This is a genomic window from Kitasatospora sp. NPDC098652, from assembly GCF_044760155.1.
Taxonomy (GTDB): domain Bacteria; phylum Actinomycetota; class Actinomycetes; order Streptomycetales; family Streptomycetaceae; genus Kitasatospora.
Map to the genome: position 1 here is coordinate 240,735 of NZ_JBIWAQ010000007.1, position 21,404 is coordinate 262,138.

A 21,404-nucleotide genomic window follows, 5' to 3' on the forward strand; every position below is an offset into this window, starting at 1 on the left:
TCCGCCGCCCCCCGCCATCCCCTCGGCCGTAGGGCCGGGGAACGCGACGGCCGCCTCCGGGGATCCGGGGGCGGCCGTCGCGTTGTTCCTGCGGGGGATGTGTGGGCGGGGGCGGGGGTCAGCCCAGCTGCTGCTCGATCGCGCGCAGCTTGCGCTCCAGCGAGTCCAGCTTCGGCATCGACAGGGTGTCGTCGTCGGCCGTCAGGTCGACGGTCGAGCTGCGGTAGGACGAGGTGGAGCCGCTCGTCGAACCGGTGGTCGAGGAGGAGTACGAGCTGCCGGTCGAGGAGGAGTAGGAGCTGCCGGTCGAGGAGTAGGAGCTGCCGGTCGAACTGCTCGCCGAGGACAGCGAGGAGGACGACAGCGAGCTGCTCGCGGAGGAGGTGTAGGACGAGCCCACGGCGGCCCGCGGCCGGCGGCCGGCGTCCAGCGCGGTGGCGGAGGAGGTGTACGGGTCCTGCGCGGTCGAGGCGGTGCGGTCGCTCTCGGCGGCTAGGGCAGGCTCCGTAGCGGTCTGGCCGTCTCCGGCCGCCGTGAGCGCGGGCACCTGACGCCCGCCGCGGGCCCGGGCGAGCATGCCGCCCTGGCGGGAGATGGCCTTCAGCTCGGCCCGCTCGCGGCGGTCGGCGGAACGGGCGCGCACCTTGGCGTCCAGCTTCGCCTGGCGCTCCTCGCGGACCTCCTCGACCGCCTCGTCCAGGCTGCGGACGTTCTCCAGCAGCATCAGCGACCAGGCCGCGTAGGTCTCGCGCGGGGCGCGCAGCCAGCGGACGATGCGGATCTGCGGCAGCGGACGCGGCACCAGGCCCTGCTCGCGCAGCGCGGCCTTGCGGGTCTGCTTGAGCGCGCGGTCGAACAGGATCGCCGCCGAGATCGACATGCCGGAGAAGAACTGCGGGGCGCCGGCGTGGCCCAGGCCGCGCGGGGCGTGCACCCAGTTGAACCAGGCCGAGGCGATCGCGAACACCCAGACCAGCAGGCGGGAACCGAGCGCGGCGTCACCGTGGCTGGCCTCGCGGACGGCGAGCACCGAGCAGAACATCGCGGCGCCGTCCAGGCCGAACGGGACGAGGTACTCCCAGCCGTTGGACAGGCCCAGGTTCTCGATGCCGAAGCCCACCAGGCCGTGGAAGGAGAGCGCGGCCGCGACGCCGGCGCAGCAGAACAGCAGGGTGTACGAGGAGATTCCGTAGATCATCTCCTTGCGGCGGCGGCGCTCCTCGCTGCGCTCCCAGGAGTCGCCGGCCTCGTCGTTCTTCGAGCTCTTGAATCGCAGCGTCGCCATCAGGATGGCGACGAACAGCAGGGCTGCGCCGCCGACGACGGTCCAGACCAGCTGTATGGAGGTCAGGTTCATTGCGGGTCGGGCCTCGGGTTTCCGCAGGGGACAGGTTCACAGCGCGACACAGGTGGTCAGGTCCCGCGGGGCGGGTACCGCCTGACGGATCGTTCGTCGCCGCACGACGTGCCCACCGCGCCCGCGCAGGGGCGGACGGGACACCTGTGCGGCTAGACGATATCGCGTCCGAAGGGGCGGCATGTTACGGGAGGGCGGCTTCCGCGGGCCAATCGACCCACCGGTTCGGGTCACGGGCGGGAATCACGGGTGGGCGTCAACGGCCGGGCAGGGTAGGGAAAGAAGGAGTCCGGGTATCCGTCGGCCCGGTCGATGCCCGATCATGGACCGGCGGATCGTCAGACCGCCGCACGGAGGCAGGGGGAGAGGACTGGATGGTCTCGATCTGGGAGTACCTGCGCGGGGACAAGAGCTACACCTTCGACAACCCGGGCGGGCAGCACAAGGTCACGCTCACCAAGTCGGCGCCGCAGCACGCGATCACCGGCTCCGCCGCCACCACCGGCTACCTCTACGTCAACCTGCACTGGACCATGCGCTCGGGCGCCGTCCGGCCGAGCACCCGGGACACCCTCAAACGGTTCTTCAGCCCGCGGATCCTCAGTCCGCTGGAGCCCGACTCGCCGGGGGGCAACGAGCAGCTGAACGTCGACCTCGACCTCGCCTGCATGTACGAACTCTCCGACGGCACCAGGGGCGTGGTGCAGCCGCTCGGTGAACTCTTCGGCGACCTGCGGGAACCGCCGTTCATCAAGCTCAGCGGTGACGACCAGTACGGGGCGCCCTCCGGCGAGACGATGTACGTCAACCTGGAGAAGAAGGACAAGTTCAAGCGGCTGCTGATCTTCGTCTACATCTACGACGGCACCCCGGCCTTCGAGCAGACCCACGCGGTGATAACGATCGTGCCGCAGACCGGGCCGCGGATCGAGATCAAGCTGGACGAACGGGCCCGGGCGGCGCGCTCCTGCGCGGTGGTGCTGATCGAGAACGCCGGGGACAACCAGCTGACCGTGCGCCGTGAGGTGCGGTACGTGAACGGGTTCCAGGCGGACATCGACCGGCTGTACGGCTTCGGGATGCAGTGGCAGCGGGGGTACAAGGGGCAGAAGCCGAGCGGGGGCGGGGACTGAGGTCCCCGGCGAGGCCGGCGGGGCCGCGGGGGTGCGGTGCTGGGGGCGTCGGCCCCGCCGGGCGTCGGGCTCGGCGGGGCGGTTCGGTGTGCGGTGATCCCCCGGCGGGGACGGCTCAGTGGGGCTGGAACTGCGGGCCCTGCGGGGGCAGCGCGAACTCCTCGGCGGGCTGGGCCTGGGCCTGGGGCGGTACCGGTGCCGGGGGCTGCGGCGGGACGGGCGGCTGCTGGCCGGTGCCCGGCTGGGGCTGCGGGTAGCCGTACCCGGTGCTGGGCTGGGGGTAGCCGTAGCCGCCGGGGTGGGGGCCCGGCTGGGGCTGCTGGGGCGGGTACGGCTGGTTGGGCTGCGGGTAGCCGTAGCTGGTCGCGGGCTGGGGCTGCGGGTAGCCGTACCCGGTGCCGGGCTGGGCCTGGGGGTAGCCGTAGCCGCCCGACGGGGCGCCCGGCTGGTGGGTCGGCTGGTGGGTCGGCGGCGCGGGCGGGGCCGGCGGGATGCTCGGGGGCACGGTGGGCGGGGCCACCGGCGGGGGCGGGGTGGCCGGCGCGGCGGACGGCGGGGTCGCCGGGCCGTTCGCGGCGGCGGCAACCGGGGCCGGGGTGGCCGGAGCGACCGGGGGCCGGGCCGGAGGCTGCGCCGGGGACTGCGGGACGGCCGGGCTCAGGGTGAAGGTGCCGGGCTCGGGCCGAGCCTCGGAGCGCGGGTCGGGCAGCGGGGTGGCCCGTGGGTCGACCGCGCCAGTGGGGGTGGCGGTGGAGGCGGGCGCCGGGGTCGGCTGGGCAGCGGCCGCGGCCGCCGCCGCAGCGGCGGCCTCCGCCTCGTCGTCGACCGTGATGCCGAAGTCGGTGGCCAGGCCGATCAGTCCCGAGGTGTACCCCTGGCCGATCGCCCGGAACTTCCAGGAGCCGTTGCGCCGGTACAGTTCGCCCGCGACCAGCGCGGACACGTTCTCGGCGTCCACGATCGCGAACTCGGCGAGCGGAACCGCGCCGTCACCCGTGGCGGCGTCGAACAGCAGCAGCCGCAGCCCCGGGACGGCACGGAACGAGCCGCCCTCGGAGGAACCGGCCAGCACCACCCGGTCCACCTCCACGGGCAGCTTGGCCAGTTCGACCTCGACCGTGTCGATGATCTCGGCGCCGCCCGCGGTGTGCTGCTTGGGCAGGTGGCGGACCAGGCCGGAGGGGTGGCGGGGCTGGTTGTAGAAGACGAAGTCGGCGTCCGAACGGACCTTGCCGTTGGTGCCGAGCAGCAGCGCGGACGCGTCCACGTCCGGCGCACCGGGCGTGGCGCTCCAGCGCAGCACGGCGCGGACCGCCGCCGCCGGCAGTGCGATGTTGGCGCCCTTGGCCATCACGTGCGTCATAGCGGACCATCCTGCCCGTTCGCCACCCCTTCGGACAACGTGACCGGGACGGTCGGCGTGGGGGCGGACTTTGCCAAGACTTGCGTCGGACCGAGGTTTGCGGCGGGCCTTCCGGTGGGTGGCGGGTGGCCGGTCGGAGTCGGGCGGGGGCTGGGTGCCGCCGGGCGGCGGGTGGCCGGTCGTCCGTGGGGCGATCGCCCCGGGCGGGGCCTGGCGCCCGCCGGATGTTCCGGGAGTTCAGTGCCCGGACGCCGGGAACGGCCGGAACCCGTCCGTACGATGGGCCTTCGAACAGGCCCCCGGAGGCCGGTGGGGGGAGTCCGCCGGTGGTGCGTCCAGGCGGGAAACCGCTGGCCGGAGGCCGTCCGTCCGGTCGGTCAGCCCGCCGTCCAGCCCCGAGGAGAGCACCGTGCGCCATTTCGGCCACCTCGTCGACGACGTCCGTGCCCGGCTGTTCCTGGAGCAGCCGCGGACGTTCACCGCGGCGAGCGAGCCCGCGGTGCTCGCCACCGCCCTCGGCGGCACCCTCTACAGCCCCGCGACCAGGCCCGCACTGGCCGCCGACATCCGCAAGCTGGCCGGACAGGGCGTGGTGTCGATGGTGCTCTGCCTGGAGGACTCGATCGCCGACCACGAGGTGGGCGCGGGCGAGCGCAACCTGGTCGAGCAGTTGTCGGACCTGGTCAATGATTTCACCGACTGCGCACAGGATCACCCGCTTCTCTTCATCAGGGTTCGCACTGCTGAGCAGATCCTCGACCTGGCCGAGCGACTCGGTCCGGCCGTCGGACTGCTGAGCGGCTTCGTCCTGCCCAAGTTCACCCCGCAGGTCGGCGGCGCCTACCTGGCCGCGCTCGCCGCCGCCGAGGCCGCCACCGGGCGGCGGCTGTTCGCCATGCCCGTCCTGGAATCGCCCGAACTCGCCCACCTGGAGACCAGGCGCGAGCAGCTCTTCGGCATCGCCGAGCTGCTCGCCGAGCACCGCGAACGGGTGCTCGCCGTCCGGCTCGGCGTCACCGACCTGTGCTCCGCCTACGGGCTGCGGCGCTCACCCGACCTCACCGCCTACGACGTGGCCCTGGTCGCGGCCGTGATCGGCGACGTGGTCAACGTGCTCGGCCGGGCCGACGGCACCGGGTACACCGTGACCGGGCCGGTCTGGGAGTACTTCCCGGTGCAGGAGCGGATGTTCAAGCCGCAGCTGCGCCGCACCCCGTTCGCCGCGACCGCCGGCACCGCCCGGGCCTCCGGCGAGGAGGTCCGCCGGAGGATCATCGAGCACGACCTGGACGGGCTCATCCGCGAGGTCGAACTCGACCGCGCCAACGGTCTGTTGGGTAAGACCTGCATCCACCCCAGCCACGTCCCCGCCGTGCACGCGCTGTCCGTGGTCACGCACGAGGAGTACTGCGACGCGCGCGACATCCTGCGGCAGGAGCAGGACGGCGGCGGGGTACTCCGCTCGGCGTACACGAACAAGATGAACGAGGCCCGGCCGCACCGCGCCTGGGCGGAGCGGGTGCTACTGCGGGCGGAGGTCTTCGGAGTGGCCCGGGAGGACGTGAGCTTCGCGGAGCTGCTGTCGGCCTGCCTGTGCGGCTGACTCCGGCCCCTCGACCCGACGACATGCGCGAACAGATCGATCAGCACCACCGAAGGCGGGACCAGTAGTGAAGAGAGCAGAGACGGCGACGGCGGCGGCAGCGGCGGCAGCGACGGTGACGGCGGTAGCGGGCGGGGCGGGTACGGCCGGGGCGGCCGGGGCGGGTGCGGCGGGTGCGGCGGGTGCGGTGGAGGGCGGCTGGACCGGGCGCTGGGTCGCCGAGCGGGCCGGGATCGCGCTGACTGGATCGGAGCGCCTACCCGAACTGGTCGGCCTGGCCCTGCGGTCCGGCAACCCCAGGCGGGCCCACCTGCTGGTCTCCAGCGTGCTCGGCAAGCACGTCCCGCAGCGGCCCGCCGTCGTGCACGGCGCCGGGCTCGAACTCGGTCGCCGGGTCCGGGAGTTGCTCGGCCCCGCGGCGGCCGGCCAGGCCGTCGTGCTCGGCTACGCGGAGACGGCCACCGGCCTCGGTCACAGCGTCGCCGACGGCCTGGACGCGCCCTGCCTGCACTCCACCCGCCGCCCCGTCCCCGGGGTGCCCCCGCTCGGCGGATTCGAGGAGGAGCACTCCCACGCCACCGGCCACCTGCTCCTCCCGGCCGACCCCGAACTCCTCTCGGGCGACGGGCCGTTGGTGCTGGTGGACGACGAGCTCTCGACCGGCCGGACCGTCCTCAACACCATCCGTGAACTGCACCGCCGCCACCCGCGCGGCCACTACGTGGTGGTCGCCCTGGTCGACCTGCGCTCCGCCGAGGACCGGTGCCGGCTCGCCGCGGCCGCCGCCGAACTCGGCGCCCGGCTCGACGTGGTGGCCACCGCGAGCGGTGGCGTCGAGCTGCCCGAGGACATCGTGGCGCGGGCCGAGCGGCTGATCGCCGCCGTCCCCCCGGCCGCCCCGCCGCCGGCCGTCGAGCCCGCCCCGCTGGTCCGGGTCGAGCTGGACTGGCCCGCCGGGCTGCCGGACGGTGGGCGGCACGGCTTCACGGCGCGGGACCGAGAGCGGCTGGACGCCGTACTGCCCGCACTGGCGGGGCAGCTGGCGGAGGCGCTCGGGGACGGCGCGGGGCCGGTGGGCGGTGCCGGCTCGGTGGGCGGCCCTGGCTCTGAGCAGCAGCGGGTTTTGGTGCTCGGCTTCGAGGAGCTGATGTACGCGCCGCTGCGGCTGGCCGAGGCGCTCGCCCAGCGGCTCGGCGGTGACCGCGTCCGCTACTCCACCACCACCCGCTCGCCCGTCCTCGCCGTGGACGACCCCGGCTACGCCATCCGTACCCGGCTGGTCTTCCCGGCCCACGACGACCCGCAGGACGGCGGCTCGCGCGAGCGCTACGCCTACAACGTCGCCCCCGGTGCGGACGGTGCCCGCCGCTTCGACGCCGTGGTGCTGGTGGTGGACGACGTGGCCGACACCCCGGCCTTGCACCAGGGGGAGTACGCGCTGCTGCGCCAGCTGCGGCAGGTCACCGACCGGGTGGTCCTCGCGGTACTCCCCTCGCACCGCCCGGTGCTGCCCGCCGTGCCGTCCTCGGCGTCGTCCACGGTGCCGCCGGCTCCGCTGCCGGCTCCGCTGTACGGGCCGGAGTTCTCCTCCTACCGCCCGGAGGAGGTCGCCTGGCTGCTCAAGGACCTCTCCGACGTGCCGCTGGAGGCCCCCACCGAGGAGCGGGAGGAGGCCGTCCAGCACGGCGGCGCCCACTACGCCGAGTCGCTGCCGGTCGAGTACCGTCCCAGCCCCGAGTACCAGGAGCTGTTCCACCAGGCGCTGCGCGGTTCGGCCCGCCGGATGGCGCTCGCCGTCGGCACCGTCGCCGAGACCCTGCTGCGCGAGCGCGGGCCCGGCCTGGTGCTGGCCTCGCTGGCCCGGGCGGGCACACCGGTCGGCATCCTGGTCCGACGCTGGCTGGCCTTCGCCCACGGCCTGTCCGTGCCGCACTACGCGGTGTCCATCGTCCGCGGCCGCGGCATCGACCAGGTCGCGCTGCGCTACCTGGCGGCCCACCACCGGGCGTCCGACGTGGTGTTCGTGGACGGCTGGACCGGAAAGGGCGCGATCACCCGCGAACTCACCGACGCGCTGGCCGGCACCGGCTTCGACCCGGACCTCGCGGTGCTCGCCGACCCGGGCCGCTGCGTCCGGACGTACGGCACCCGGGAGGACTTCCTGATCCCCTCCGCCTGCCTCAACTCCACAGTGTCCGGGCTGGTTTCGCGCACCGTGCTGCGGGCCGGACTGATCGGCCCCGGTGACTTCCACGGTGCCAAGCACTACGCCGAACTCGCGGGCGGGGACGTCTCGGAGGCCTTCCTGACCGCGGTGGCCGACCACTTCGGGGAGGTCCGCGCCCTCGCGGTCGAGGAGGCCGAGCGGCTCGCCGCCGACCCGGACCGCACGCCCGACTGGGCCGGCTGGGCCGCCGTCGAGCGGATCAGCGCCGAGTACGGCATCGACAACATCAACCTGGTGAAGCCCGGCGTCGGCGAGACCACCCGGGTGCTGCTGCGCCGGGTGCCCTGGCGGGTGCTGGCCCGGCGCGGCGCGGGCACCGACCTCGACCACGTACGGCTGCTCGCCGCCCAACGCGGCGTCCCGGTCGAGGAGGTGGATGGGCTGCCGTACAGCTGCGTGGGCCTCATCCACCCCCGTTACAGTCGGGGGGCGACGGGGGAGAGCGGACGGGCCGTGACGGGGAGGGAGTCCTGATGGATGCCGTGGACGGCGTGGACGGTTCGGACGGTGTCGGCGGTGCTGCCGATGGTGGCGCGGGTGGCGTGCTGGTGGCCAGCGACCTCGACCGTACGCTCATCTACTCCGAGCGGGCCCTGGCCCTGGGCGGACCCGACCGGCTCGCGCCGCGCCTGCTCTGCGTCGAGGTGCTGGACGGGCGCCCGCTGTCCTTCCTGACCGAACGGGCCGCCGCCCTGCTGCTCGAACTGGGCCGCCGGGCCCGCTTCGTACCCGCCACCACCCGGACCGTCGAGCAGTACCGGCGGGTCAACCTGCCCGGCCCGACGCCGACTTACGCGATCTGCGCGAACGGCGGACAGCTGCTGGTGGACGGCGAGCCGGACCGCGACTGGCGCCGCGAGATCACCGCGCGGATCGCCGCCGGCGCCGCCCCGCTGGACGAGGTGGTGCGTCGACTCGCCCTGAGCGCCGACCCGGAGTGGACGCACAAACGGCGGGTCGCCGACGAGCAGTTCGCCTACCTGGTCGTCGAACGCGACCGGCTGCCCGACGGCTGGCTGCCCGAGCTCACCGGCTGGTGCGCCGAACGCGGCTGGCAGGTCTCGTTGCAGGGCCGCAAGGTGTACGCCGTGCCGCAGCCGCTCACCAAGAGCGCCGCGCTCGCCGAGGCCGTCCGGCGCAGCGGCGCGCACACCGTCCTGGCGGCCGGCGACTCCCTGCTGGACGCCGACCTGCTGCTCGCCGCCGACGCCGGGTGGCGGCCCGGGCACGGCGAACTGGCCGACGTCGGCTGGACGGCCCCCGGCGTCACCGCCCTGGCGGAGGTGGGGGTGGCGGCGGGGGAGGAGATCGCCCGCCGGTTCCTGGCGGCCGCGACCGCTGCGACCGTCGCCCCCGTCGCCCACGTCGGCACTGTGGTCGCCGGCTAGCTGCCGGTCAGCCGCCAGTCCTCTCCGGTCAGCCGCAGCACCCGCCGCCGCAGCAGCCGCCCCCGCCCCCACTCGGGGCCTGCTGCGGCGCGCCGCCCGCCGCGCCGGTGACGGCGACGGTCGACAGCAGCTTCACGGTGTCCGGGTGGCCCTGCGGGCAGACGGCGGGGTCGTTGGCCTGGGCCATCGGGCGGCGGAGCTCGAAGGTGGCTCCGCAGGAGCGGCAGCGGAAGTCGTAGCGTGGCATACCGGCAGGGTACCGACCGCGCTCAGCGGTGCTGGCCCAGATCGCCGCGGATCATGTCGATCACCCGGGCCGCCGTCTCCCGCACCGCCGCCAGTTCGGTCAGGAAGTGCCAGTAGTCGGGGTGCCGGCCCGCGGCCTGGAGGGTCTCCAGTGCCCGGTCCAGCCGGGCCACCGCCTCGTCCAGCGGGCCGGCGTGCCGCGGGTCCGGCGCGGTGCGGCCCGCCATCGCCAGGCGCTGGGCGTCCCGGACGGCGAAGCGGGCGCGCTCCACCTCCCGGTTCGGGTCGTGCTGCACCTCGTTCAGCTGCCGCAGCCGGTCGTTCACGGCCTGCACCGAGCCGTCCGCGGTCTCCAGCAGCGCGCGGACCGTACCGATCGCGGCCGTGGCGTCCGCCCACCGCTGCTCGTCCCGGGCCCGGGCGGCCTCGGCGAGCTTGCGCTCGGCGGCCCGGCCCGCCTCGGCGACCTGCTCGGGCACCCGCTGGAGGTCCTGCCAGCAGGCCGTGCTGAACCGGCGGCGCAGCTCGCTCAGTGCCGGATCGACCGTCTCCGCCTTGGTCCCCAGCGCCTGGATCCGGGTCCGTAGGCTGGACACCCGGCGGTCCAGCTCCCGGGCCCGCTCGGGCAGTTGGGCGGCGTCGGCGGTGATCGCCGCCGCCCGCCGCTGCACGTCCTCGGCCCGCTGGAGGGTGGCCGCCACGCCGTGCCGCGCCGCCCCCTCGTTCAGCCGCCCCAGCTCCGGCGCCAGCTCGGCCAGCCGGGCCGCCAGGTCGTCCGCCCGGAGCCCGGCGCCGCGCACCTCGTCCAGCGTGGTGGTCGCCTGCAGCAGCGCGCGCTTGGCCTGCTCCACGGCCGGCGTGACCCGCATCAGCTGCTGCTCGGCGTGCTGGAGGGTCGGCTGGAGGCGGCGCAGGAAGTCGGTCAGCTCGGCGCGGGCCGAGCGGAGCTGGCCCTGCACGTCCATCAGCAGCCGCCGGGCCTGGGCCACCGAACCGGCGTCCAGGTCCTCCCGGTCCAGGTCATGGGCGTCGAGCGCGGCCAGGTAGTTCACCGTGACCTGCTCGACCCGGCCGGAGATCGCCGGCCACTCGGCCAACGCCCGCTGCGCCGCCGCACCCTCCTCGGCCGCCCGGACGGTCTCCACCGCCAACCGGAGCTCGCGCTGCGTCTCCTCCAGCTCGTAGAACGCCTCCTGCGCCGCGGCCCGCGCCTCCCGGGCCTCCGCCCGCACGCCGTCCCCGGCACTCCGCCGCCCCCACCAGCCGCCGCTGCCCGCCGACGCCAGCCCGACCGCCCCCAACGCACCTGCCAGCACCACCGGCAACACCAGCGCGTCGCCCAGCGCACTCCCCGCCCGACGCCGCCCCCGCTGCCCGCTCCCGCCGGCCACCGCCACTGCGCGCTCCCTGCTCCGACCCGCTGATCCGCGCCCATTCTCCCCGATCCCCCCGCACCACGGGCAGCCCCCTCCCACCACCCCGCCCCGCCCGCACCACACCACCCCTCCGGACCAGGTACCCTAGGCACTCGTCGTACGCCCGAAGGGCCACGACCGGGGGCGCGTAGCTCAGTGGTAGAGCGCCGCTCTTACAAAGCGGATGTCGGCGGTTCGAAACCGTCCGCGCCCACCCCGTGAACAGCTGGAACGCACACTGCGGCCCAGGTCAGGAGCATGATCCTGACCTGGGCCGCAGTCGTTCCGGCGGTCTTGCCGTAGCCCCGGCCACAGGGCGGAAGCGTCCTGGTGGGCCGGGGCTTTCGGTGTTTCCGGGGTGGGGGGTGGGGTGGGGTCATTGGCGGGTGGGGGTGGTGCCGGTCATGGTGAAGCGGGGGGAGCACTGTTCGGTGGATCGGTTGTTGGCGTTCCAGACGCAGATCTGCAGGGTGTAGCCGGTGACGGGGAGGAAGCTCGTCTTCGCGGCGCCCCAGGAGGCGCGGAAGGTGTAGGTGAGGCCGTCGCTGCGGGAGAGTTCGGCGACGCAGGTCTGGTTGAGGGAGGTGTTGAGGACGCCCGCGAGTGAGCCGGTGCCGTTGTCGTCCAGCCAGGCGGAGCAGGCGGCGTCGTTGCCGAACCAGCTGGTGTCCGCCTCGGAGCCCTTGACCTGGGCGGGGTCGTCGCTGCCGTTGATGCCGCTGATCGAGGAGGAGGTGACGGTGGGGGCGGCAGCCGAGGGGGTGGCGGGGGCCGTGGTGGGTGGGGTGGCGAGTTTGGGGGTAGAGGCGGTGGAAGTGGCGGAGGTGGTCGAGGGCCGCGGGGTCGGGGAGGGGGCCCGGGTGGGGTCGGCCGGGGTGGTCGACGGCGGGGGCGAAGGGTCGGCGGTGGGCGAGGGTGTGGCGCTCGGGCTGCTGGTGGAGGGACCGGGTGTCGTGCCGGCCAGGGGCTGGACGGTGACCGGCGTGCCGAGGGAGTCCTGGGAGGTGTGGTGCTGCGGGAATGTGTCGGGGCTGAGGGCGTACACCGTGACCGTGCCGAGGGCGATCACGGCGGCGATCGGTAACAGGAACAGGCGCTTGCGCCGGCGGCGGCCGGGTGGTGTGGGGGGAGGGGTCCCGGCGTCGGGTGGCGGGACCGTCTCCAGCTTGCCGACCGGCGTTTCGGCGAAGGCGCGGCGCACGTCGATACGGGCCAGGACTTCGGTCGGCCAGGACGGGGGAGGGGCGGGCAGGTGCGCCCGGGCCGCCTGGACGACCTGGTCGGCGGTGGGGCGTGCGCCGGGGTCGGCGGCGAGGCAGGGCGCCAGCACGGCGGCGAGGTCGGCGTCCACGGCGCGCAGCCGTTCCAGGTCGCGGACGGCGTCGGGCGTGCGGGCCGAGGCGGCGTAGAGCAGGAGCGCCGCGAGTGCGTAGACGTCCGCGGGCGCTGCCACGTCCTCGTCCCCGGCCTGCTGTTCCGGTGCCGAGAAGCCCTGCGTCCCGTAGCCGTCACCGCTCCTGGTGAGCCGCGCCTGGTCCGCGGCGCGGGCGATGCCGAAGTCGATCAGCTTCACGCCGTCGTGCACCAGCATGATGTTGGCGGGCTTGATGTCGCGGTGCGCGATCCCGGCCGCGTGCACGGCCCGCAGTTGGGCGGCCGTCTCGGTCAGCAGTAACCACAGCACCTCGGCGGGCAGCGGGCCGTGCAGTCGCACCGCCTCGTCCACGGTGAGGCCGGGGACGTACTCGGTGGCGAACCACGGGCGTTCCGGCGTACCGTCGCTCGCCAGCACCCGCGGTGCGACCCCGAACGGCACCCGGTAGAGGAGACCGACCTCCCGTTCGAAGCGCTCGCCGGAGACCAGCCGTGGCCGGACGAGCTTGACGGCGGCGTAGCCCCGGTCCGAGACCCCGAGGTAGACCTCGCCCATGCCTCCGGTGCCGAGCAGGCCGATGACGCTGAAGCTGCCGATCTCCTGCGGATCGCCCGGGCCGAGTGGTTCGGCGACGGCGCTGTCGATCGCAGCGGCTCGCCGGCTGATCGTGCTCACGGCGGGCAGGCTATCGAGCAAGGTCACGCCCGGCAAACAGAGTTGACGGTTCCGCGGATGCGGCCCACGCATGCCGGAGGGAGGACCAGTCCTCCCGGAGCGCTCGTACACTCACTGGCGCGAGCCGAGGCGCAGGCATGTGAGCAGAGGCATGTGAGCAGAGGCATGTGAGCGGAGGTATGTGAGATGGCGTACGGAAACTTCCCACCCCAGATGCTGCCGCCGGGCAGCCCCTCCGACCGGGTGCCCCCGGCACCGCCCGGGACGATCTTCGTGATCGGCCCGGAGGGTGGGTACGCCGTGCCGCCGCGCCGGTACACCCTGCTGTTCGGGCGCGACCGCGAGGACGTGCACGTACCGGTCGGCGTCGACGACCCGACCGTCAGCCGTCGGCACGGGGTCTTCAGCTGCGCCGCCGCGGACGGCGACTGGTGGCTGGTCAACACCGGCAACCTGCCGATCGAGCTGCCCGACGGCGTGCTGATGCTCACCGGCCACAAGCGGATCATCGGGCCCGGGTACACCCCGCTGGTGATCAACTCGTCCAAGCGGCGCTCCCACCTGGTGGAGGTCCGGGTCGTGGACGGGGACGACCTGCACCCCCGTGCCACGAGCAGCGCCGAGACCGCCGCTCCCGAGACGGTCTACGCGCTCTCCCCACAGGAACGGCTGGTGCTCACCGCGCTCGCCCGCCGGTACCTGGAGGGCCAGGAGGCCTTCCCGCTCCCGCTGGCCTGGGAGGACACCGCCCGGCTGGTCAACGCCTCGCCGTACGCGACCAAGTCCTGGACCTACAAGTCGGTCGCCAACACGGTCGAGGACGTGCGGGAGCGGCTGCGCCGACGGGGCGTGCGCGGACTGACGCGCGACGAGGTCGGCGAGCCGGTCGGGTCGACGCTCAGCGTCAACCTGATCAGGGAACTGCTGAGAACGGCGACGCTGAACGCCCAGGACCTGGAGTTGCTGGTCGAGCACCATTGAGCGGACGTCGGAGCGCGGGCCCTGGTCGATGGTTCGACCGGGGCCGCGGCGGTTCTCAGCGCTCTGTACCGGGCTCGGCGTGGGCGTTGTAGGTGACGTGCATGGTGCCGTGTTCCAGTGCGACGACGACTGCCTGGTCCTCGGCCGAGTTCTGCTGGCGGGGTTGGGGGTCGGGTTGAGGCTGCTCGGGGCGATCCGTCGTGTTGGTCACCCGGTTGTTGTCGCCCACGATGAAGGTGCCGGAGACGTCTCCGGTTCGGATGGCGTCGGGGGTGGATTCCGCTGGCATGGGCGGGCCTTTCTCGGTCGGTCGTGCGGAGGTCATGTGCTGCAGTGGGTTTGCAGCCTGTCCAGGGCCGTGTTCGTTGCCGATGCCTGAGTCGACGTGTCGACCGTGTCGCTCTGCCCGTTGCGAAAGGACTGGTACTGGCTCACCATCTGCTGAACGGGACTCAGGATGCTGTTGAGGTCCGATGCCACGGATCTGTCCCGTGCGCGCGACGCGGCCGCCTGCGCCGTGGACTTGATGGAGCGAAGGTCCTTGATGACGGTGTCGATGGCGGAATTCGGCGCGCTTCGGTCGGGAGCGGCGGAGGTCCGTCCCGAGTTGTAGGCCTCCACGGCGTTGTTGTACGAGGTGACCGCGCCGTGCGCGGTGGTCGCGTCGGTGTTGAACCGGCCGATCTCTCGGTCCAGCTCCGGCAGCACCGTTGCGCACACGGGATCGACGGATCTCGTCGGGACGACCGGAGGCGGGTACGGTCGGCCGCCGGCCTGGACGGGGCCGGACGTGGCGGCCGAGGACGAGCCGCGGTCCTTGTTGGCGTTGACCGCGGCCCCCACACCCACCACGGCTGCCAGTCCGACCGCGCAGGCGATGGCGAGGGCGATGCCGCCCTTGGCGGTCGCCGCGCCGGCGGTGGCGAGTGCGGTGTGGCCCGTGCCGGTCGTGGCGGCGCCCGCGGTGTGTGCCGAATGGGCCGCGTGCGTCGAATGGGCTGCGTGCGTCGAGTGGGAGCCGTGCGTCGAGTGGGCGGTGGAGCTGTGCGAGCCCGAAAGGTCGACCTTCGGCGGCGTCGCCTGCGAGGCGGAATGCGTGCCGGGCAGGTGGGTGCCCGGCACCGGCTGTTGGGCGGTGTGGGACAGGTCGATCACCTTCGGTGGAGCCGGCGGGTGCACGGGCGCCGGAGCACCGGAGGCGGGAACCGGGTGGGTGACGGTCGGTGGTTGGACCACGGGGTGGGTGACGGTGGGCGGTTGGACCACGGGGTGGGTGACCGTCGGTGGCTGGACGACCGGGTGGGTGACCGTCGGCGGGCTGACCACGGTGTGTACCGGCCCCACCGGCCCCACCGGCCCGACGGGCCCCACGGGCCCCACCGGCCCCACCGGCGCCACGGCCGCCGTCACCGCCGTGACGGCCTGATGGACCGCCGACTGCGCCTGCAGCGCCATGAGTTCCTGCCAGAGCACCCCCGCCTCGAGCACCAGCGTGGCCGTCTGCGCCACCCGCCCGATCGCCCTGCGGCGGGCGCGTGCCTCGCGCAGGAAGAACTCCTCGCCCGCGCTGTCGCCCGCGCTCTTCGCGGCGGCCCAGCCGGCGCCGAGCAGGCTGCCCCACGCGTCGAACTGCCGGGACAGTGCCAGCTTCGGCGAGGCGGCGCGGGCCAACGCGGCGCCGAGCTGCGGCTGTCCGCTCCGCTCCGCCCGCAGCACCGCGACGTCCAGGGCCTGGAAGTGGGCCGCCACCTGGTCCGGGGTGGTGTCCCGCGACTCGACCCACGCGGTGAGCGCCCGGCAGAGCGGCCCGGCCGGGAACTGCGTCATCCGGCTCTTCAGCACGCACTCGGCGACGTCCGGTGGACACCGGTAGCCGGTCTCCGAGGCGAGCAGCAGACCGTGTCGGACCAGGCCGTCGGCGAGCGCCTCGGCGTCCGGGCGGCCGAGCAGGGTGTCGAGCTGCGGGGCGGCCAACTCGGCGCCGGACAGCGAGCCGAGCAGGTGCAGCAGGTCGCGCTCCGGTGGCCGGAGCCGGTTGAGCAGCGCGGGCAGCAGGGCGGGGAGGTCGGCGATGCCCGGCAGGCGGTTGCCGGTCGCGGCGGACAGCGCGATGCGCCGCAGCCGGAGCGGGTTGCCGTGCAGGGCGTCGCACAGCGCCTCCACGGTCCGCGCTTCGTCGGGCAGCAGTCCGCGGGCCAGGACGGTCTGCACCAGGGTCACCCCGGCCGGGGCCGGCAGTCCGTCGAGGCGGATCGCGTGAACGCCGGTGAGCGCCGAGCGGTGCTGCGAGGTGAAGACGAACGCGGACTGCTCGGCCATGTCGGACAGCCGGCGCAGGTCCTTCTCGTCGAGTCCGGCGTCGTCCAGGTAGATCCGTAGCCGCAGGGTCTTCAGGTGCTCCTTGAGCACCTCCAGCGACGGCTTGTAGTTCGGCGCCTCGAAGCCGATGTCGAAGATCGCCTGCGCGAGGTCGTCGGCCGTCCGCCCGCCGGCTTCGACGTAGGCCGCGCCGTCGGGGCCGCCCGGCAGGGTGCGGGCGAGGTGGCGCAGCAGCGCGCTCTTGCCGACGCCGGGGGTGCCCCAGATCTGCACCAACTGGCTTCTCCCGAGCGCCTCCTGCACCAGCCGGAGGTCCCGCTCGCGGCCGATCAGCGGCTCGGCGGCGGACCGCGGCAGGTGGGAGATCCACTGCCGTTTGACCGGATCCGGCAGCGGTCCGGTGTGGACGGTGACGGACGAACCGCTCTCGGCGGTGACGCTCAGGTTGGTCACGGTGTTCCGGTCGCCGACGATCATCGTCCCGGAGACGTCGCGCGCCCGGATCCGCGCGGGACTGCCCGGAGTGCCGTGACCACCGGGAGTGCTGCTACCGCCCGGAGTGCCGCTACCGCCCGGGGTGCCGCTACCGCCCGGAGCACCGTTGTTCTCTGGCATCTGCTTCCCCGGTCCTCTCCAACGCTCGGCTCCCGGCTCTCGGTCATGCTGGCGCCGAGCCGTCGGGGGAACCCGGCGCTTTTAGCTGTTTGGCGGGATCGCCCGCGGATCGGCCGCACCGGCCGCGACGGTCGCGACGGCCGTACCGGCTTCCTCGGCCGCGACGGCGATCCGGGCGAGGTGGTCCAGGTCGAGGATCGTGATCCTGCGGTAGCCCGTGACGACCGCGCCCGAGTCCCGCAGCACCCGCAGGGCCTTGTGGATCGACGACTCCGCCGCGCCGACCAACGTGGCCATCTCTGGTTGCGACAAAGGGAGTTGGGCTTCCTTGCGACCCGGTCGGCCGTAGGTGACGGCCAGGTGGTGCAGGATCCTGGCCAGCCGTCCGAGCACGTCGCAACCGGTGAAGTCGACGATCCGGCCGGTCGCCGTCCGCAGCTTGGCCACCACGCTCGCGTTGAGCGCGAGCCCGATGGCGGGGTGCTGCTTCGTGCACTCCAGCAGTTCGGAGGACAGGATGTAGCGGGCCAGCACCCGGCCGCAGGTGGTCACGGTGCCGCTGCGCGGCTGGCCGTCGATCCCGGCGAGCTCTCCGACCAGGTCCCCGGCCATCCGTACCGCAACCAGCGCCTCCCGGCCGTCCTGCGCGTGCGCGGTGACCTTCACCGTGCCGCCGAGCAGGAGCAGCGCGAAGTCCGAGGTGTCGGCCTCGTGGATGGTGATCTGACCGGCCGGGTAGACCACGCCGTGGCCGAGCCCCAGCAGGATCCGGCGGTCGGCCTCGCCGACCCGGCCGAGCAGCCCGGCCGGCGGCCAGTAGGCCTCGGCCCCGCGCACCCGTGTGTTGCTCATCGGTCACTCCTCCTCCTCGTCCGGCCGAAGCCGGACAAGCCGTATTAGTAGCCGTTCTACCCGAGGACCCCTCCTCTACGATCTCGTCAACCATCTTGTCGGCGCCTCCAGTTCGGCGCCGACGGCACATCGATCTCCGAGTGCCGGCCCCTGGCGTGACCGCAGCGGGAAGCAGAGGGAACGTGAATCCGAGGTACGAATACCGAGCGCTGTTGGCGTGCGACATCGCGGGTTCCGCGGGCCGCGGGCAGCAGCGGCTGCAGGAGATCCGCGGTGCGCTGCGATCCGTGCTGTCCGGTGCCCTCGACGTCGCGGAGTTGGACCGGCGGGACGTCTCGTACGTGGACACCGGTGACGGCTGCCGGCTGGTCGCTCCGGCCGGGCTGCCCAAGGCCGAACTGCTGGTCCCGCTGCTGCCAGAGCTGAGCGCACGGATCCGCGGGCACAACCGGCAGGCGGGCCCGGACACCCGGTTGCGGGTGCGGGTGGCGGTGCACGCGGGGGAGGTCCGGTTCGATCCGGACGGCATCGTCTCCGGCACTCCGTTCGAGGTGCTCGCCCGGCTGCTGGACGCGGCCCCGCTGCGGCGTGCGGCCGTGGCCGGTCCGGACGGTGCCCCGGTGGCCGCGATCCTTTCGCAGCACTACTACGAGGAGACGGTCGGGCACGGCTACGAGGGGCTCGAAGCCGATGCCTTCACCGCGGCCGAGGTGGTCGTGAAGGAGTACGCCGCACGGGCGTGGCTCTGGTACCCGGGCAGCCCGGTCGGGCCACGACCCGAGGAGGAAGCGGAGCCGCGGTCCGCGGCAACCGGGCCACGGCCTGTGGAAGCCGGGCAACAGCCGACGGAGGCCGAGCCGCGGACCGTGGAGCAGGTCGTCCGGGCCACCGGGCACGGCACGGTCTTCGCCGTCGCCCGCGGCGTCCAACACATCCGATCCAACGAACGGGGCTGAAACGCCGATGAACGAGGAACTCGCCGAGCTGGCCGCGAGCGGAGCCGCCGCTCTGGTCGCCGCGATGGGCACCGACCTCTGGACGGAGGCGAAACGGCTGATGAGCGGCGTCATCGCCCGGGCCCACGGAGGCCGCCGCAGGGAACTGTCCGCCGCACTGGAGCTGCCGTCGACCACCACGAGGGGAGTGGTCGACGGCGAGGTCGTGGGCTACTGGACCGACGCCCTGGTCCAGTTGCTCGACCGGAACCCGGGTCTCGCCCAGGACGTCACGGCCCTTGCCTCACTGCGGATCGCGCACCAGCCGGACGTCGCCGTCCAGGTCAACTCCGCGACCGGTTCGGGTGAGGTGTTCGCGGTGCAGCACGGCAACCAGCACTTCGCCGGCGGGCCGAGGTCCCGCGACTCCGGGGACGGGCGATGAGCGGGGGCGACGGCCGGTCGGACGGTCCGACGGACGGCTGGGTGCGGGCGGGGCTGCTCGTCGCCGTCACCGTCGGGGCCCTCGTCGAGGTCGGCACTCCGCACCGGCACTACGGCTGGTTGGTGAACGTGTTGGCCCTCGCGGCAATGGGTGTCGTCGGTGCGGCGGCCGCGCTGGGATCCGAGCTCGCCGTGGCGCCGGCCGGGCAGCGGGGTCGGCCCGAACGGGAGCCCCGGGGCTTCGAACGAGAGCCCCGGTCCGACCCGGCGGCGCCGGCCTGCCGCTACGTCGCGGGGCCGACCACGCCGACCGCGCCGACCGGGCCGACCGGGCCGACCGCGCCGATTGCGCCGACGGCCCAGCCGGGGAAGCCCCGGCCGTTCCTGCGTGAGCGGCCGACCGACCTGAGCGTTCCCCGCTTCGGTGACGGTGCACGGGCCCAGGGCTTCCCCTGGCTGCTGCCGGAGCGCACGGTGCAGAACGGGATCGCCGCCGACGAGGCCACGGTCGGCGCCCTCGCCATCCGCGCGGCCTCCGTGGTCGGGCCGGGCCACCGGTGCGATCAGCCTGCCGGGCCGCGACAGGACTCCTACCGGATCGGGCGCACCCGGGACAGCCGGTACGCGATCGTGGCCGTGGCCGACGGCCTGTCCAGCGCGGCGTGGTCCGACACCGGGGCCACCACGGCCTCCAGCCGGGCCGTCACCCTGCTGCGCGAGCAGATCGAGGCCGGCGGCTTCGACCGGCTCGACGTCAAGGAGTTGTACGGGCGGGTCGCGGAGTCGGTCGCCGGGCAGGCGGCCGGACGCGGCGTCGGCACCTCGCACCTGGCCACCGTGCTGATCACTGCGGTGATCGCCGAGCCGGACGCGAGCGGCGCGGCCCGGGCGTGGGTCGGGTGGCTCGGTGACAGTTCGGCCTGGCTGCTCGACCCACGTGTCCCGCGGTGGCAGTTCTCCGCCGGCGAGGCGAAGGACCGCGAGGGCCCGGTGGTCTCGAACGAGGTCGCCGGCCGGCTGCCGGACACGCCGCACCTGGCCCTGGACGGCTACCTCACGCTGGCCCCCGGTGCCGCCCTGGCCCTGGTCACGGACGGGATCGGCGACGCGTGGGCGGACCGGGCGGGCAACGTCAACGAGTACTTCGCGAACGCCTGGCGCTCGCCGGTCCCGGCCACCCGGTTCACCGCCGACGTCTGCTTCGACGCACCGCAGTGCCTCGACGATCGCACCGCCGTCGTGGTGTGGAACGGCAGGGCGGCATGACCGACCTCCATCCCGTCGCCGACGGCGGCCTCCCGGCGGTCGATCCGAGGGGCTGGTCGTTGCCGCGGGCCGTGGGCCTCGACGATCTCGGACCGCTCGCCGAACCGATCTCCGAGCACAACGGTCAGGCCGTCGCCGTAAGGCCGTTGACGGACCATCCGGGCTGGCTGGCCAAGCTCTACCGGCCGGACCAGCACCCGGAGGACGCCCGGCGGATCGACCTGTTGATCTCGGCGCCGGACACCCTGCCGGAGGCGGAGCGGGCGACCCTGTACGCCGGGACGTGCTGGCCCGCGGCCCGGATCCACGGGCCCGGCAGTCCGGTCGTCGGGTGCGTGATCCCGATGGCGCCCGAGCACTACCGGGCCGAGCTGAGGCGTGGGAAGTTCAGCGAGCGCCGGTTCCTGGAGATCGACTGGTTGGCGAAGTCCGACGAGTCGATCCGGGGCGTCGGCCTGCCACGTCCCGGTTTCGAGGACCGGCTGGCGGCCTGTCGCCGGCTGACCGAGCTCGCCGCGATTCTGGAGCGGCTGGGCCTGGTCTACTCGGACTGGTCGTACTCCAACGCCTTCTGGAGCCCCGACCGGCGTTCCGTCTACCTGATCGACGTCGACGGCTGCCGGCCGAGGAGGATGCCCGACATCCACCAGCCGAACTGGGCCGACCCGCTCACGCCGCCGGGCTCCGACGCGGACCGTTGCACCGACCGCTACCGGCTCGGCCTGCTCGTCGCCAAGTGCCTGACCGGCCAGCGCGATGCGCGCGCCTTCTACAGCGTCTCCCTGTCGCCCTGGCCGGACCAGCCCGCCCTCTCCGAGGTGCTGCTGGACATGCTGTTCGCGACCGATCGCGAACGACGGCCCACCGCCGCCCAGTTGAGTCAGGCGCTGAACAACGGGCCCTACCTCAGGGCCGTGCCGCGGCCGACCCGTGGCCCGCTACCCCCGGTGCCTCCGCTGCCCACGCACCTGGTCCCGCAGCCCGCCGCCGACGCGGTCAGCGCCGACCCGGTCGGCGTTGGCTCGGTCAGCGTTGGGCCGGTCACCACCACGGCAGGCGCCGCCGAGTCGGGTACCGCCAAGGGCGCCCCGGGCGCCGCCGAGCAGAAGAAGGATCCCGCGACCAGCCGGAACGCCCAGTGGGCCTGGGTGGTCGTCATCGCCGTGATCCTGCTCATCGTCATCAGCCTCGCCTCCCATCACTAGCTCAG

General features: G+C 73.9%; 17 protein-coding genes and 1 tRNA gene. 10 read left to right on the top strand and 8 right to left on the bottom strand.

Going from position 1 to position 21,404, the window contains the following annotated elements:
• Nucleotides 1-118: 118 nt before the first annotated feature.
• Entirely contained in the window at nucleotides 119-1,357 is a 1,239-nt protein-coding gene (locus ACIQWA_RS18455) for a DUF2637 domain-containing protein (RefSeq protein WP_402483706.1), read from the bottom strand.
• Nucleotides 1,358-1,731: 374 nt separating this feature from the next.
• Here ACIQWA_RS18455 and ACIQWA_RS18460 point away from each other — a divergent pair, with 374 nt between their 5' ends.
• A complete protein-coding gene (locus tag ACIQWA_RS18460) occupies nucleotides 1,732-2,490 on the top strand; it encodes a Tellurium resistance (protein WP_402483707.1) in 759 nt (252 codons plus the stop codon).
• 115 nt (nucleotides 2,491-2,605) lie between these two features.
• Here ACIQWA_RS18460 and ACIQWA_RS18465 read toward each other — a convergent pair whose 3' ends face one another.
• Entirely contained in the window at nucleotides 2,606-3,853 is a 1,248-nt protein-coding gene (locus tag ACIQWA_RS18465; RefSeq protein WP_402483709.1) for a TerD family protein, read from the bottom strand.
• Between the two features lie 409 nt (nucleotides 3,854-4,262).
• Between ACIQWA_RS18465 and ACIQWA_RS18470 the strand changes: the two genes are divergently transcribed.
• The 3 genes from ACIQWA_RS18470 (at nucleotide 4,263) to ACIQWA_RS18480 (ending at nucleotide 9,071) form a co-directional block, all read left to right on the top strand.
• On the top strand, nucleotides 4,263-5,456 hold the full coding sequence (locus tag ACIQWA_RS18470; protein ID WP_402483711.1) for an HpcH/HpaI aldolase/citrate lyase family protein: 1,194 nt from the start codon (nucleotides 4,263-4,265) through the stop codon (nucleotides 5,454-5,456).
• 187 nt (nucleotides 5,457-5,643) lie between these two features.
• Complete coding sequence (locus tag ACIQWA_RS18475) at nucleotides 5,644-8,157, top strand: phosphoribosyltransferase (RefSeq protein ID WP_402483857.1); 2,514 nt, start codon at nucleotides 5,644-5,646, stop codon at nucleotides 8,155-8,157.
• Nucleotides 8,158-8,228: 71 nt separating this feature from the next.
• The gene (locus ACIQWA_RS18480; protein ID WP_402483859.1) at nucleotides 8,229-9,071 is read left to right on the top strand and encodes an HAD family hydrolase; all 843 of its coding nucleotides are present in this window, start codon (nucleotides 8,229-8,231) and stop codon (nucleotides 9,069-9,071) included.
• 28 nt (nucleotides 9,072-9,099) lie between these two features.
• On the opposite strand, the gene ACIQWA_RS18485 is transcribed toward ACIQWA_RS18480, so the two are convergent.
• Together ACIQWA_RS18485 and ACIQWA_RS18490 are read right to left on the bottom strand one after the other, a co-directional pair.
• Nucleotides 9,100-9,318 carry a zinc ribbon domain-containing protein gene (locus ACIQWA_RS18485; protein ID WP_402483713.1) on the bottom strand — a complete coding sequence of 73 codons (219 nt, stop codon included), beginning with the start codon at nucleotides 9,316-9,318 and terminating at the stop codon, nucleotides 9,100-9,102.
• Between the two features lie 22 nt (nucleotides 9,319-9,340).
• Nucleotides 9,341-10,708 (bottom strand): hypothetical protein, encoded by a 1,368-nt coding sequence (locus tag ACIQWA_RS18490; protein WP_402483861.1) that lies wholly within the window; start codon nucleotides 10,706-10,708, stop codon nucleotides 9,341-9,343.
• A gap of 166 nt (nucleotides 10,709-10,874) precedes the next feature.
• On the opposite strand from ACIQWA_RS18490, the gene ACIQWA_RS18495 reads away from it, so the two are divergent.
• A tRNA-Val gene (locus ACIQWA_RS18495) sits at nucleotides 10,875-10,946 on the top strand.
• A gap of 162 nt (nucleotides 10,947-11,108) precedes the next feature.
• Here ACIQWA_RS18495 and ACIQWA_RS18500 read toward each other — a convergent pair.
• Entirely contained in the window at nucleotides 11,109-12,782 is a 1,674-nt protein-coding gene (locus ACIQWA_RS18500) for a serine/threonine-protein kinase (RefSeq protein WP_402483715.1), read from the bottom strand.
• A gap of 186 nt (nucleotides 12,783-12,968) precedes the next feature.
• Here ACIQWA_RS18500 and ACIQWA_RS18505 point away from each other — a divergent pair, with 186 nt between their 5' ends.
• Nucleotides 12,969-13,763 (top strand): FHA domain-containing protein, encoded by a 795-nt coding sequence (locus ACIQWA_RS18505; protein WP_402483717.1) that lies wholly within the window; start codon nucleotides 12,969-12,971, stop codon nucleotides 13,761-13,763.
• 55 nt (nucleotides 13,764-13,818) lie between these two features.
• On the opposite strand, the gene ACIQWA_RS18510 is transcribed toward ACIQWA_RS18505, so the two are convergent.
• The 3 genes from ACIQWA_RS18510 to ACIQWA_RS18520 all read right to left on the bottom strand — a co-directional run bounded on the left by ACIQWA_RS18510 (nucleotide 13,819) and on the right by ACIQWA_RS18520 (nucleotide 17,549).
• On the bottom strand, nucleotides 13,819-14,052 hold the full coding sequence (locus ACIQWA_RS18510; protein ID WP_402483719.1) for a hypothetical protein: 234 nt from the start codon (nucleotides 14,050-14,052) through the stop codon (nucleotides 13,819-13,821).
• A 32-nt stretch (nucleotides 14,053-14,084) separates the two neighbouring features.
• The gene (locus tag ACIQWA_RS18515) at nucleotides 14,085-16,697 is read right to left on the bottom strand and encodes a hypothetical protein (RefSeq protein ID WP_402483721.1); all 2,613 of its coding nucleotides are present in this window, start codon (nucleotides 16,695-16,697) and stop codon (nucleotides 14,085-14,087) included.
• Nucleotides 16,698-16,778: 81 nt separating this feature from the next.
• Nucleotides 16,779-17,549: a Crp/Fnr family transcriptional regulator gene (locus ACIQWA_RS18520; protein ID WP_402483722.1), complete on the bottom strand. Its 771-nt coding sequence runs from the start codon at nucleotides 17,547-17,549 to the stop codon at nucleotides 16,779-16,781.
• Nucleotides 17,550-17,761: 212 nt separating this feature from the next.
• Here ACIQWA_RS18520 and ACIQWA_RS18525 point away from each other — a divergent pair, with 212 nt between their 5' ends.
• The 4 genes from ACIQWA_RS18525 to ACIQWA_RS18540 are packed head-to-tail and all read left to right on the top strand — an operon-like array spanning nucleotide 17,762 to nucleotide 21,399.
• Complete coding sequence (locus ACIQWA_RS18525; RefSeq protein WP_402483724.1) at nucleotides 17,762-18,505, top strand: hypothetical protein; 744 nt, start codon at nucleotides 17,762-17,764, stop codon at nucleotides 18,503-18,505.
• A gap of 7 nt (nucleotides 18,506-18,512) precedes the next feature.
• On the top strand, nucleotides 18,513-18,929 hold the full coding sequence (locus ACIQWA_RS18530) for a hypothetical protein (protein WP_402483726.1): 417 nt from the start codon (nucleotides 18,513-18,515) through the stop codon (nucleotides 18,927-18,929).
• Nucleotides 18,926-20,194 carry a protein phosphatase 2C domain-containing protein gene (locus ACIQWA_RS18535; protein ID WP_402483727.1) on the top strand — a complete coding sequence of 423 codons (1,269 nt, stop codon included), beginning with the start codon at nucleotides 18,926-18,928 and terminating at the stop codon, nucleotides 20,192-20,194. The genes ACIQWA_RS18530 and ACIQWA_RS18535 overlap by 4 nt, the downstream gene beginning before the upstream one ends.
• A complete protein-coding gene (locus ACIQWA_RS18540; protein WP_402483729.1) occupies nucleotides 20,191-21,399 on the top strand; it encodes a hypothetical protein in 1,209 nt (402 codons plus the stop codon). The genes ACIQWA_RS18535 and ACIQWA_RS18540 overlap by 4 nt, the downstream gene beginning before the upstream one ends.
• Nucleotides 21,400-21,404 lie beyond the last annotated feature (5 nt).

Bases quoted from the DNA above. Each gene is read 5' to 3' on its own strand.
- ACIQWA_RS18535 (WP_402483727.1), top strand. From the start codon at position 18,926: ATGAGCGGGGGCGACGGCCGGTCGGACGGTCCGACGGACGGCTGGGTG.
- ACIQWA_RS18540 (WP_402483729.1), top strand. From the start codon at position 20,191: ATGACCGACCTCCATCCCGTCGCCGACGGCGGCCTCCCGGCGGTCGAT.
- ACIQWA_RS18485 (WP_402483713.1), bottom strand. From the start codon at position 9,318: ATGCCACGCTACGACTTCCGCTGCCGCTCCTGCGGAGCCACCTTCGAG.
- ACIQWA_RS18505 (WP_402483717.1), top strand. From the start codon at position 12,969: ATGGCGTACGGAAACTTCCCACCCCAGATGCTGCCGCCGGGCAGCCCC.
- ACIQWA_RS18510 (WP_402483719.1), bottom strand. From the start codon at position 14,052: ATGCCAGCGGAATCCACCCCCGACGCCATCCGAACCGGAGACGTCTCC.
- ACIQWA_RS18520 (WP_402483722.1), bottom strand. From the start codon at position 17,549: ATGAGCAACACACGGGTGCGCGGGGCCGAGGCCTACTGGCCGCCGGCC.
- ACIQWA_RS18455 (WP_402483706.1), bottom strand. From the start codon at position 1,357: ATGAACCTGACCTCCATACAGCTGGTCTGGACCGTCGTCGGCGGCGCA.
- ACIQWA_RS18515 (WP_402483721.1), bottom strand. From the start codon at position 16,697: ATGCCAGAGAACAACGGTGCTCCGGGCGGTAGCGGCACCCCGGGCGGT.
- ACIQWA_RS18465 (WP_402483709.1), bottom strand. From the start codon at position 3,853: ATGACGCACGTGATGGCCAAGGGCGCCAACATCGCACTGCCGGCGGCG.
- ACIQWA_RS18460 (WP_402483707.1), top strand. From the start codon at position 1,732: ATGGTCTCGATCTGGGAGTACCTGCGCGGGGACAAGAGCTACACCTTC.
- ACIQWA_RS18530 (WP_402483726.1), top strand. From the start codon at position 18,513: ATGAACGAGGAACTCGCCGAGCTGGCCGCGAGCGGAGCCGCCGCTCTG.